The 12,222-nt window shown below is 53.9% G+C and carries 14 protein-coding genes; 3 read left to right on the top strand and 11 right to left on the bottom strand.

The window, feature by feature from the left end; all coding sequences use genetic code 11:
• Positions 1-11: 11 nt before the first annotated feature.
• The 4 genes from tusC to fkpA form a co-directional block, all read right to left on the bottom strand.
• Positions 12-371 (bottom strand): sulfurtransferase complex subunit TusC, encoded by a 360-nt coding sequence (tusC, locus tag ACX9GT_RS01790; protein WP_473189572.1) that lies wholly within the window; start codon positions 369-371, stop codon positions 12-14.
• 9 nt (positions 372-380) lie between these two features.
• Positions 381-770 carry a sulfurtransferase complex subunit TusD gene (gene tusD / locus ACX9GT_RS01785; protein WP_473189571.1) on the bottom strand — a complete coding sequence of 130 codons (390 nt, stop codon included), beginning with the start codon at positions 768-770 and terminating at the stop codon, positions 381-383.
• The gene (locus tag ACX9GT_RS01780; RefSeq protein ID WP_473189570.1) at positions 770-1,492 is read right to left on the bottom strand and encodes a helix-turn-helix transcriptional regulator; all 723 of its coding nucleotides are present in this window, start codon (positions 1,490-1,492) and stop codon (positions 770-772) included. The genes tusD and ACX9GT_RS01780 overlap by 1 nt, the downstream gene beginning before the upstream one ends.
• Positions 1,493-1,829: 337 nt before the next feature.
• Entirely contained in the window at positions 1,830-2,720 is an 891-nt protein-coding gene (fkpA, locus tag ACX9GT_RS01775) for an FKBP-type peptidyl-prolyl cis-trans isomerase (RefSeq protein ID WP_473189569.1), read from the bottom strand.
• Between the two features lie 362 nt (positions 2,721-3,082).
• Here fkpA and ACX9GT_RS01770 point away from each other — a divergent pair, with 362 nt between their 5' ends.
• Complete coding sequence (locus ACX9GT_RS01770) at positions 3,083-3,310, top strand: protein SlyX (RefSeq protein ID WP_459400362.1); 228 nt, start codon at positions 3,083-3,085, stop codon at positions 3,308-3,310.
• A 45-nt stretch (positions 3,311-3,355) separates the two neighbouring features.
• On the opposite strand, the gene slyD is transcribed toward ACX9GT_RS01770, so the two are convergent.
• The 4 genes from slyD to kefG form a co-directional block, all read right to left on the bottom strand.
• Positions 3,356-3,940: a peptidylprolyl isomerase gene (gene slyD / locus ACX9GT_RS01765; protein WP_473189568.1), complete on the bottom strand. Its 585-nt coding sequence runs from the start codon at positions 3,938-3,940 to the stop codon at positions 3,356-3,358.
• Between the two features lie 95 nt (positions 3,941-4,035).
• Complete coding sequence (locus tag ACX9GT_RS01760) at positions 4,036-4,239, bottom strand: YheV family putative zinc ribbon protein (protein WP_459402885.1); 204 nt, start codon at positions 4,237-4,239, stop codon at positions 4,036-4,038.
• A gap of 14 nt (positions 4,240-4,253) precedes the next feature.
• Positions 4,254-6,065 (bottom strand): glutathione-regulated potassium-efflux system protein KefB, encoded by a 1,812-nt coding sequence (gene kefB / locus ACX9GT_RS01755; RefSeq protein WP_473189567.1) that lies wholly within the window; start codon positions 6,063-6,065, stop codon positions 4,254-4,256.
• Positions 6,065-6,619, bottom strand: coding sequence for a glutathione-regulated potassium-efflux system ancillary protein KefG (gene kefG / locus ACX9GT_RS01750; protein ID WP_473191481.1), 555 nt, complete (start codon positions 6,617-6,619; stop codon positions 6,065-6,067). Before kefG ends, kefB begins: the two co-directional genes overlap by 1 nt.
• Positions 6,620-6,761: 142 nt before the next feature.
• Here kefG and ACX9GT_RS01745 point away from each other — a divergent pair, with 142 nt between their 5' ends.
• Positions 6,762-8,681, top strand: a complete 1,920-nt coding sequence (locus ACX9GT_RS01745) for an ABC transporter ATP-binding protein (protein ID WP_473189566.1) — start codon at positions 6,762-6,764, stop codon at positions 8,679-8,681.
• Positions 8,682-8,981: 300 nt separating this feature from the next.
• Positions 8,982-9,707 carry an ankyrin repeat domain-containing protein gene (locus ACX9GT_RS01740; protein ID WP_473189565.1) on the top strand — a complete coding sequence of 242 codons (726 nt, stop codon included), beginning with the start codon at positions 8,982-8,984 and terminating at the stop codon, positions 9,705-9,707.
• A gap of 66 nt (positions 9,708-9,773) precedes the next feature.
• On the opposite strand, the gene tauD is transcribed toward ACX9GT_RS01740, so the two are convergent.
• The 3 genes from tauD to tauB are packed head-to-tail and all read right to left on the bottom strand — an operon-like array spanning position 9,774 to position 12,219.
• Entirely contained in the window at positions 9,774-10,622 is an 849-nt protein-coding gene (gene tauD / locus ACX9GT_RS01735) for a taurine dioxygenase (RefSeq protein ID WP_473189564.1), read from the bottom strand.
• Positions 10,619-11,455, bottom strand: a complete 837-nt coding sequence (gene tauC / locus ACX9GT_RS01730) for a taurine ABC transporter permease TauC (RefSeq protein ID WP_473189563.1) — start codon at positions 11,453-11,455, stop codon at positions 10,619-10,621. Before tauC ends, tauD begins: the two co-directional genes overlap by 4 nt.
• Entirely contained in the window at positions 11,452-12,219 is a 768-nt protein-coding gene (tauB, locus tag ACX9GT_RS01725) for a taurine ABC transporter ATP-binding subunit (RefSeq protein ID WP_473189562.1), read from the bottom strand. The genes tauC and tauB overlap by 4 nt, the downstream gene beginning before the upstream one ends.
• Between the last annotated feature and the right edge of the window lie 3 nt (positions 12,220-12,222).

Here is a 12,222-nt window from a genome sequence, read left to right as displayed (position 1 = left end):
AGAATATCCTACTAAAAAGTCATCACCACATCATAACTGGCCAACTTCTGGCGCAGCATATCGGCGGGCAGAATCTCAGCCTCCAGCACCCAATCGGTGACCTGCTGCAACCCACGCTCCCGCAACGCGGTTTCGCAGAGATAACAGTTTTCAACGTCGTACAGCGGCAACACACCGAAAGTGGCGATGTAATTACGGGCCAGAATCTTTTCAGGCTGCTGACCCGGCAAAAGCTGTAGCACGCCGTCGCCGATAAAGAATACGCCGATCTCCTCGCTCAGTGCCGAAGTCGCCAGCAGCGCATCCAGCCCCTCTCTACCGGCGGAACTACCATGGGGCCCATGGGTAAAAACAAACGCCACTCGCTTCATTTTACTCTCTTAAAACTGCACCAGGCGATCGCAACTCAGCGCGGCTTCCGCCAGCGATCCCAAACCACTGAGGGTGAACCCCTCCTGCAAATTAGCCGAACTCAGCCCAAGCTGTGCAGCTTCCTGCTCATCGGTGATACCTCGCCGCAAAGCGGCAGCCACGCAGACGTTAAGTTCAATGCAGTGCTGTTTGGATAACGTTGTCCAAGCCCGTACCAAATCAAACTCATCGCTCGCCGGAGAAATCAGCTGATTGGCGTTCAATACGCCCTCACGATAAAAAAACACGCTGGAGATCTCGTGCCCGGCAGCCAGCAGCGCCTGAGCAAACTGCCAGGCACTGCTGGCCTGCTGAGTCCCATAAGCCGGGCCGGTGACCAACAGGCAATAATTCAGCATCAACGCTCATTTCCCAGCAGATCGCCGCTTTTAAACTGGCGAATATACAGATACACGGTATGTTTGGAGATATTCAGGCGATCGGCAACCTGGTTAATCGCGTCCTTGATATCAAAGATGCCTTTTTCGTAGAGATTGAGCACTATCTGGCGATTTTTGGCGTTATTGGACACGTTGCGATCGACATTCACCTCTTCAATGGTGAATTCCAACGTTTGCGCGACCAGATCGTCAACCGAAGAGGCGAAGTTGACTGAAGAGGCCACTTCTTGCATTTCTGGTGGCATAAACGTCTGTATCACCTGCGAGAACGGCACATCGAGATTCATGTTGATACACAGTAAGCCAATCACGCGTTGCTCGCGATTGCGGATAGCGATAGTCACCGACTTCATCAGCACGCCGCTTTTGGCGCGAGTGAAATAGGCGTTGGAGACGCTGCTGTCGGCACCCGCCATATCGTGCAGCATACGCAGCGCCAGGTCGGTAATAGGCGAACCGATTTTACGCCCGGTATGTTCACCATTGGCAATACGCACCGCTGAACATTTCAGGTCTTCCAACGAATGCAGCACAATTTCACAGTGGGCACCGATCAGCATCGCCAGACCGTCGACCACGGCTTCGTACGATTTCAGGATTTCATGATCCGTCTGGCTAAACGGACGCTCATTCAGCAAATCAAGTTCGCTGGCTTCGCCGGATAAAAGCGAATTAGACATTGAAGATACCACCCTCATAGATCGCCTGAGCCAGGGGACGCAGCTAAAACTGCTCGTGCAGATTCCGTTCCATCAGCGGGAGGCCAGAAACAGCTTTAGATACACGCCCTAAGGGGCAGACGCATGATTCATAAATCCAGACCCTGAGTCTAGCAAAACTGCCAGATCAAAATCCTTGCATTTGCGCGTGATAGTGACGTTAAGCCCGATGCCCGGCAGGCGTCAAGCGATCAGTAAGGGGAGAAATAAAAAGTTGCAGGGAATTTTGCATTATTCGGTGAGGCGGAAATGACAACCGCCGCGAAGGGCATGCGCGGCGGTTGGGGGAAAAATACGCTTATTTTGCTTTAGCGTCTGCTGCTGGCTCTTCAGCCCCTTTCTCTGCTGCTTTTTCCTCTACGGCTTTCTCTTCTACGGCTTTTTCGTCCGCTTTAGCCGCTGGTTTCACATCCAGCAACTCAACGTCAAAGACCAGAGTAGAGTTAGCCGGGATGCCCGGGACGCCCGTTTTACCGTAGGCCAGCGCCGGTGGGATAACCAACTTGATTTTGCCGCCTTTCTTGATCTGCTTCAGACCTTCGGTCCAGCCAGGGATCACACCGTCCAGACGGAACGACAGCGGCTCACCGCGGGTATAAGAGTTGTCAAACTCAGTACCGTCGGTCAAAGTCCCTTTGTAGTTCACTACCACGGTATCGCTGTCTTTCGGTGCTTCACCGGTACCTTCTTTCTCTACCAGGTACAGCAAGCCAGACTCAGTTTTCTTCACGCCTTTCTCTTTGGCGAAGGCTTCACTGTATTTAGCGCCTTTTGCTTCGTTTTCTTTCGCGTCCTGTTCCATCTTCGCCTGAGCAGAAGCCTTCACGCGCGCTTCAAAACTCTGCAGAGTTTTCTCGATATCTGCATCGTTCAGTTTGCTCTTGTTGGCAAATGCATCCTGAACACCGGAGATCAACTGGTCTTTGTCCAGTGCGATACCCAGTTTTTCCTGCTCTTTCAGCGAGTTTTCCATGTAGCGGCCCAGTGAGGCACCCAGCGCGTAAGCAGCCTGTTCATCATCATTTTTGAACTTGCCAGTGCTCGGTGCTTCTGCTGGTTTAGCGGCTTCAGCAGCGGGTGCAGCCGCAGTGTCAACGGGTTTAGCGGCATCAGCAGCCATTACCTGAGTGGTACCCAGAGCGAAAGCCATGGTAGTTGCCAGAAGCGTGACTTTAAACAAAGATTTCATCCATTTCTCCAGTGTTTGAAGCAGTGCCTCAAACGATCATTAAGTAAGTTAACCGGGTTACTATAGCTGCCTGAAACAAAACAAAACAGTCACACAGCTAACCAATCGAGTCAAGGTGTGACCCTAGATTTGCCTATAAGTTTCCAGCGCCTGCCTAGCTGGCTGATAATTCAGAACTTTCGCCTATGGCAGACACGCTGAATTATCAACCTTACGGCTTGAAGCGCCCTTTATTCTCAGCACATCCTAGAGAGGCGGCGGGAGCGACAAACACCACGTTCACAAATAGCGCAGCGCAAAGCTGGCAGCTGCTGTTAACATAGCGCCAGTATCCCAGATTGAACAGTGCCAGAGGTAATATCATGCACAATGCCGACAACGAGAGTCTGTTAAAACGGCTGGAAGAGTTGGAAAGCCGTCAGGCTTTTCAGGAAGTCACGATTGAAGAACTTAATCAAACCGTCGTACAGCATCAGCTTGAAATGCTGAAGCTGCAAGAGCATCTGCGTTTACTCACCGATAAACTGCGCGCGACACAGCCTTCAATGATCGCCTCGCAGTCAGAAGAAACGCCGCCGCCACATTACTAAAAAAGGCCGCCGAAGCGACCTTTCTTTGCAGTGACGATGCCAGGATTAATGGCAACCGCAACCACCGTTACCACCACAACCGCCTTTCTTGCCATGGTCATGGCCTTCATGATCATGACCATGGCCACCGCAGCAACCGTCACCGTGTTCGTGGTGATGGTCATGTTCGCCGTGCACGTGCCCATGAGCCAGTTCTTCTTCAGTGGCTTCGCGGATCGCAACCACTTCTACGTGGAAGTTCAGGTTCTGGCCAGCCAGCATATGGTTACCATCAACCACCACGTGATCGCCATCCACTTCGGTGATCTCAACCGGAACCGGGCCCTGATCGGTATCAGCCAGGAAGCGCATGCCTACCTGCAGTTCGTCAACGCCCATAAAGACGTCTTTCGGCACGCGCTGCACCAGGTTTTCGTCATAGTCGCCGTAAGCTTCGTTCGCGCCGACATGTACATCAAAACTATCGCCCGCATCGTGGCCTTCGAGTGCTTTTTCCAGACCTGCGATCAGAGAACCATGCCCGTGCAGATAGTCCAGCGGTGCACTCACCGGAGACTCATCAACCAAAACACCGTCTTCTGTACGTACCTGGTAAGCCAAACTGACCACCAAGTCTTTTGCTACTTTCATGATATCTCCTACCGTTGGAAACTAAAATCGGTGAAGATTGTATAGGAAATCTGCACCGCTGTACCCTCCAGCATAAAAAATCACGGCAGATAACGCTACTCGGGATGGAAAATACCGATCACCTGTTCCTGCGGGCGAACGTGCTTTTCCACCTGCTGTTCGGTTTGGCGCTGATGGTGACCACATTTGACGCATTCCACCGCTTCAACCTGATCTTCGCGCCAAACCGCCAGCGTATCCATTGCGTTACAGCTTGGGCAAACTGCCCCGGCGATAAATCTTTTACGTGTTGCAGACATCATTGCGCTCCCAGTTATTCATGCTCATCCCAACCATCATACTGCCGTTTTTCTTTTTGCATTTCTCGATGGAACAGCTCTTCCAGTTCACGCCGGGCTTCCTTCACGCGGGAAATCTGCGCCACGTCGCCCTGGTGAGGCGGCATCAGCTCACGCAGCATCCGCATGTCCAAGCGGCGGAAATGCTGCTGCGCACGATAAGCCTGATGCGGATGCATGCCGAGCTCCGTCAACGCTTTGCGCCCCAACTCCAAGGCGCTGGAGAAGGTTTCGCGGCTGAATTGCTTCACACCAGCCTGTAATAGCTCATGCGCTTCCACACGGCCACGGGCGCGCGCCAACAGGGTGAGATTAGGGAAATGTTTCTGGCACAGATGAACAATCGCCATCGTGTCTTCCGGTTCATTACAGGTAATCACGATAGATTTGGCTTTCTCTGCCCCGGCGGCGCGCAGCAGTTCCAGTTCCGTCGCATCACCATAATAGACCTTATAACCATAGCGGCGCAGCACACCGACCGCGCTGACATCGCGCTCCAGCACGGTGATACGCATCTTGTTGGCCATCAGCAGGCGGCCGATCACCTGGCCAAAACGCCCGAAACCGACGATGATCACCTGCGGATTGTCATCTGCAACGTACGGTGCTTCTTCACCCTCATCTTTTTTGGCGTTGTAGCGGCGCACCAGAATGTGGTCAATAACCTGCATCAGCAGCGGCGTGGTCATCATCGATATCGTCACCACCACCATCAACAACGCAAGCTGCTCGCTATCCAGCACGTGCAGGGTCGAAGCAGCGGAGAACAGCACAAAGGCAAATTCCCCCCCTTGGCTCAACACGCCAGCAAATTGCAGGCGAACCGAACTCCGCAAACCGAAAATACGCGCCAACCCGTACAGCACGCCTGATTTAACCGTCACCAACATCAGCACGCCCAGCAGCACTTCCGCCAGGTGGGTATACAGCACACCAATATTGAGTACCATCCCCACCGAGATAAAGAACAGCCCAAGCAACAGCCCCTTGAACGGCTCAATAGCGATTTCCAGTTCGTGGCGATACTCACTTTCGGCCAACAGTACGCCAGCGATAAAGGTCCCGAGCGCCATGGAAAGACCGAGAGTTTCCATGAACAGCGCCGCCCCCAGCACCACCAGCAACGCTGCGGCAGTGAAGATTTCACGCACGCCAGAAGAAGCGATATAGCGGAACAACGGGCGCAGCAGAAAGCGGCCACCGATCAGCATGCCGCCAAACGCCGCCACCTTAATAGCGATTTTTGCCCAATCATCGCTGGTGCCACCGCCACCGGCCAGAATCGGGATCAGGGCTAATGCGGGGATCACCGCCATATCTTGGAACAGCAGCACCGAGAACCCCAACTGCCCCCCTTCGTTGCGATTCATGCCTTTTTCGCGCATCAGTTGCAGTGCCATAGCGGTGGAGGACATCGCCAGACCAATCCCGCCAATCACTGCCGCCTGCCAGGCAAAGTGGCTAAAATGCAGCAACGCTCCCAGTATCGCCGCAGTGAGCAACACCTGCCCGGCACCCACCCCGAAGATCGAACGGCGCAGTTCCCACAGCTTGGCCGGGTTCAGCTCCAGCCCGATGATAAACATCAGGAATACCACGCCCAGCTCAGAAAAGTGCAGGATCTCATCCACATCGCGGATGAACCCTAATCCCCAAGGGCCAATCGCGATACCGGCGATCAGATAGCCCAATACCGCCCCGATCCCCAAACGGCGGGCGATGGGCACGGTCACTACGGCAGCGAACAGGAACAGCAGTATCGCTGTCAATAAAGACGACCCCTCCATCACACTCTCCCTGTATGCGGTAACGGGTTACGCAGCCAATCACCGTAAGCGGTGGCATGACTTTTCAATACTTCAGGTTTTTGCCGACGCGCCCAATAGACAACCATCGGTGTCAGCCAGTGCATATGGCACATGGCGGCAGTCAGCTCAAACGGGCGCAGGATATCTTCGATCGAATAACGGTTATAACCCTCGGTACGATAAGCACCTTCCGGTTCGCCGGTGGTGACCACCGAACGCCAGTATTTACCTGCCAGCACATTACCGCCCACGCCGCTGGCAAAGCCACGCGACAGCACGCGATCCAGCCACTCTTTCAGCAAAGCCGGGCAGCTATAAGTGTAGATAGGGTGTTGAAAAACAATAACCTGATGTTCGCGCAGCAGTTGTTGTTCATGGTGGATATCAATAAAAAAATCGGGATAGTGCGCGTAGAGATCGTGCACGGTGACATGTTCCAACTGCTGTGCCGGTTGTAACAAAACCCGGTTTGCTACCGAGTCCTGGGATTCCGGATGGGCATACAGCAGCAAAACCTTGAGCGGCTGCGACATCATTCCCCTCCAAAGCGTCGTCAGGGTAGCGGATTTCCGTTACCATGCAGCGCAAAGACCAAAAAGGCTAATAATAGGACAGCAAGCGTCCTGTTAACTTACAATCATCCCAATTTAACATACTCTGAACATACGGCGCTTTATGATTGTTTTCTCCTCGCTACAAATCCGACGCGGCACTCGCGTCCTGTTGGACAACGCCACGGCGACGGTTAATCCCGGTCAGAAAGTCGGCTTGGTGGGTAAAAATGGCTGTGGAAAATCCACGCTGCTGGCCATGCTGAAAGGCGAAATCGCCGCAGACGGCGGCAGCTACACCTTCCCTGGCAACTGGGCGCTGGCCTGGGTGAATCAGGAAACGCCCGCGCTGGATGTTCCCGCCATTGAGTATGTGATCGATGGTGATCGGGAGTTTCGTCAGCTCGAAGCCGAATTACAGCTGGCAAACGATGTCAATGACGGCCATGCCATTGCCACGCTGCACGGCAAACTTGATGCCATTGATGCCTGGACCATCCGTTCCCGCGCCGCCAGCCTGCTGCACGGTTTGGGCTTCTCCAACGAACAGTTGCAAAGCCCGGTACGCGCCTTTTCGGGCGGCTGGCGTATGCGCCTTAATCTGGCGCAGGCGTTGGTTTGCCGCTCCGATCTGCTGCTGCTCGACGAACCGACCAACCACCTGGATTTAGACGCGGTGATCTGGCTGGAGCGCTGGCTGAAAAGCTATTCAGGCACCTTGGTGCTGATTTCGCACGATCGCGACTTCCTCGATCCGATCGTCGATAAAATCCTGCATATCGAAAATCAGACCATCAACGAATACACCGGTAACTACTCCTCGTTCGAGCGCCAGCGCGTCACCAAACTGGCCCAACAGCAGTCGCTTTATCAGAGCCAGCAGGAAAAAGTGGCACATCTGCAAAGCTACATCGATCGCTTCCGCGCCCAGGCCACCAAAGCCAAACAGGCGCAAAGCCGCATCAAAATGCTGGAACGCATGGAGCTGATCGCCCCGGCGCACGTCGATAACCCGTTCAGCTTCAGCTTCCGCCAGCCCGAAAGCCTGCCGAACCCGTTGCTGCGGATGGAAAAAGTCAGCGCCGGTTATGGCGATAAAGTGATCCTGCAATCGATCAAACTCAATCTGGTGCCTGGCTCACGCATCGGCCTGCTGGGGCGTAACGGCGCCGGTAAATCGACGCTGATCAAGCTGCTGGCCGGTACGCTCGACCCGCTGAGCGGTGAGATTGGCTTGGCAAAAGGCATCAAGCTCGGGTATTTCGCCCAGCATCAGTTGGAATTCCTGCGTGCCGATGAATCGCCGCTGCAACATCTGAGCCGCATTGCGCCACGGGTGTTAGAACAGCAGTTGCGTGATTACCTCGGCGGCTTCGGCTTCCAGGGCGACAAAGTCACCGAAGTGACCGAGCGTTTTTCCGGTGGCGAAAAGGCGCGGCTGGTACTGGCGCTGATCGTCTGGCAGCGCCCTAACCTGCTGCTGCTCGATGAACCGACCAACCACCTGGATCTGGATATGCGTCAGGCGCTGACCGAAGCGCTGATCGATTTCGAAGGCGCACTGGTGGTGGTTTCGCACGATCGCCACCTGCTGCGCTCCACCACGGACGATCTGTATCTGGTACACGATGGCCAGGTGGAGCAATTCGCCGGGGATTTGGACGATTACCAGCAGTGGCTGAGTGATTTGCAAAAGCAGCAGGCCCAGCAGGATGCCGCGCCTAAACAAGATAACGGCAACAGCGCGCAGGCGCGTAAAGACCAAAAGCGCCGTGAAGCCGAATTCCGCACGCAAACCCAGCCGCTGCGCAAGCAGATCGCCAAGCTGGAACAGCAAATGGAAAAATTGGGCGCCGAATTGGCGGCGGTGGAAGAACAACTGGCAGACTCGGCGCTGTATGACATCAGCCGTAAAGCCGATCTAACCGAATGCCTGCAAAAGCAGAGCCAGGCTAAATCCGCGTTGGAAGAGACCGAAATGACCTGGCTGGACGCACAAGAACAGCTAGAGAGTCTGACTCAGCTATTTGAATCAGAGAGTTAGTCATCCCTTTATGAAATAAAATGCCACAGAACGCGGGAGTTCACCTTGCAGAGCAGGGTGAACGGGTTATTTAAAGTTGAGTAGGCCAAATAACCCGGAAAATACGCTTAAATCTCTCTCGCAATATACCCACATCAGACTTCAACTCGCCTATGTACTGGTTTTGATGCAATTCATATTATTTAATATATATTTTTTGATACTCAATTTTTTTGAATATCATGCTCAATCTTATGGCTGGTGTTCTCATTGAAAATAGTCTAAAAACACATTTTCACTCACCTCCAGGTAAATAAAATAATGCAATTAACGAAAGTAATATTTCTTGCTGCCATTGTCGCCTCAAGCTCTTTTAATTTATACGCCCAAGAAAATAAGGGAAATGTTGATTTATCAAAATTCAGATTTAGTTACGCAGAAATGCAACAGATTGCCAACCCTACATTACTGTCGCACCGTATTTTCTATGAGAAAGCCTCTGTAGGTCCAGATGCTGCCTGGTTCGATGCGGTTAAACAAGGCCATTTAGCCACGGTTAAAAAGATGGTCGCTGCGGGGCAAAATCTTGAAGCCAAAGATGAAGCCTCCTTGGGGCAAACCGCATTAGGCTGGGCCGCGTTCATCGGTTATTTCGATATCGTTCAATATCTGACGGAACAAGGGGCTGATATTCGCGCCACCGATAGAGCCGATGTTTACAATACGGTTAAATCTGCCGTTATGGGTAACAATGTAGAGGTAGTTAAATATCTGCATGAGCGTTTAAAGAACGAAGTAAACTGGGATGCTAAAGAGCAAGACGGTGAAACATTATTTATGGTCGCCGCTGTGGATGGGAGACTCGACACCGTCAAATACATTCTGCAATTTAGCCCTGATTTAAATGTCGTCGCGGTAAACGAGAATCCTAAAATTAACGCCAGCCCTCTCAGCGGTGCCTGCGAACACGGCTTTACCGATGTAGCAAACCTGTTGATAGAAAAAGGGGCGATCAACCATAAAACGGGTAAATCAAGCTGCAACTAATGTATTCATATCATTGACCCACCGAGCGGCAACAGGCGCACGCAAAGTGCGCCTGTACCGTTATCCTCAAGCCCGATAAAACGGCTTATCCCCCAAGATGGTCGCACGGTGCATAATGCGCCGCTGCGGCAGATAATCCGCGTTGGCGTAATGCTGCGTCACGCGGTTATCCCAAATCGCAATGTCATTGGCCTGCCAGCGCCAGCGCACCTGGAATTCCGGCTTGGTGATATGTGCAAACAGGAAATTCAATAACGCGTCACTCTCTTTTGCGGCCAAACCGACAATGCGCGTAGTGAACCCTTCATTGACGAACAACGCCTGCTTATCCGTGACCGGATGGGTGCGGATCACCGGGTGCCGCAGCGGCGGGTTATTCTGCACCGCCAACTGCCAGCGTTGATGCTCTTCTTCGCTACCACGATGCTTGTACTCCGGGAATGACTTGGTGAAATCATGTTCCGCCTGCAAACCGGCCAGCAACTGCTTAACCGGCTCGGACAGCGCCTCATAAGCGGCAATACCGCTGGCCCACAGGGTATCACCACCGGTCGTCGGTAATTGTTTAGCGGCTAAAATCGCCCCCAGCGGCGGGTTGGCAATAAAGGTCACATCGGTATGCCAGTTATCGTTGTCAGGGGGATTATCGTCATGAGTATCCAGCACGATAATTTCTTCTACATCGACAGCATGCGGATAAACCGGGTGAATATGCAGATCGCCAAAGCGAGCGGCCAGCCCGCGCTGTTGTAACGGCGTAATCGGCTGGTTACGCAAGAACAACACCTGATGCTTCAATAACGCATGGTAAAGCTGCTCAAACTGGCCATCGCCCAACGGCCGCGCCAGGTTAACGTTTTCCACCAACGCGCCGATATACGGCCCCAAAGGGGTGATCGCCAGACGTTCGTTCATTGTTGTACTCCATACCACGGAGTTAAGCGGCGCTGCAACGCGCGTAGCCCTAACTCCAGACCAAATGCGATTATCGCAATCACGCTGATACCGGCGACCACCACGTCGGTCGCCAGAAACTCACCGGCGGATTGCACCATAAATCCTAAGCCGCGCGTGGCGGCAATCAACTCAGCAGCCACCAGCGTTGACCAGCCAACACCCAGCCCAATGCGGATACCGGTGAGAATTTCTGGCAGCGCACTTGGCAGCACCACAAAGCGCAGCACCTGCCAATGGCTGGCCCCCAGCGCCTGCGCGGCGCGAATGCGTACCTGTTCTACGCTGCGCACCCCCGCCACGGCGGAAAGCGCCACCGGGGCAAAAATAGCCAAATAAATCAGCAGGATTTTTGAAGTTTCACCGATGCCGAACCAGATCACCATCAATGGCAAATAGGCCAACGGCGGCACCGGGCGATAAATCTCAATCAACGGATCGAGGATGGCACGCACCTTCTCGTTCAGCCCCATCGCGATACCAACCGGAATACCGATCATCACCGCCGCCAGCAGCGCCACCAGAATGCGCCCCAGGCTGGCCGCCAAATGCTGCCATAAGGTGGCACCCATAAAGCCCTGCGGGCTGGCGATGATCATCAGCTGATGTAATACCTGCTGCGGTGCAGGCAGGAACAACGGGCTGATAAGCTGCAAAGCGGTAACTGCCCACCACAACAGCAGGATCCCCAGCAATGTAGCAACACTCAGCCAAAGATTACCTGGCCAGTTAAGGTAAAATCGCCGCAAAATTAACGGTTTTACCGTGGTTTTCAGGGTTGAATGCAGGCTCATAGCAATGCCTCACGTTGCTGGAAGACTTTGCCCAGCACATATTCACGTTGGGCGATAAATTCAGGGTCGGATTTGATCGCACGGCACGCTTCACCGGCGGCATAACGTTGACCAAAGTTCAGCGTCAACCGCTCCATCACCTGCCCCGGTCCCGGTGAAAGCAGCAAGAGTTCGCTGGCGAGAAACACTGCCTCTTCAATATCATGCGTAATCAGCAACACCTGTTTGCCAGTATCGCGCCAGATCGTCAGCAACAGTTCCTGCATCTGTTCGCGAGTGAAAGCATCCAGCGCGCCGAAGGGTTCGTCCAGCAACAGCAGGCGCGGATCGGCCGCCAGCGCACGCGCAATGCCCACGCGCTGGCGCATACCGCCGGACAGCTGCCAGATAAAATGTTGTCCGTAACCCGCCAGCCCAACGCGTTGCAGCATCTGCTGCGCAACCTGATGGCGCTCCGCTTTGCCCACCCCGGCCAGTTGCAGGCCGAATGCCACGTTATCCACCACGTTGCACCACGGCAGTAATCCCTCATGCTGGAACACCACGCCGCGCTCAGCCCCTGGCCCCTGCACCGGAACGCCATCCAGCGTAATGCTGCCTGCGGAAGGCGCGATAAACCCGGCCAAAAGATTCAACAACGTGGTTTTGCCGCAGCCCGAAGGCCCAAGAACCACCACCAGTTGCCCGGCAGCAATCTGGAACGAGACATCATGCAGCGCTGGCCGCCCTTGGTACTCGGCTGAAAGGTGGCTGACGTTTAGCATCTG

Source organism: Serratia sp. YWN4, assembly GCF_055790845.1.
The sequence above is the reverse complement of the archived record's forward strand: the minus strand, read 5'-3'. Positions and strand labels throughout refer to the sequence as shown.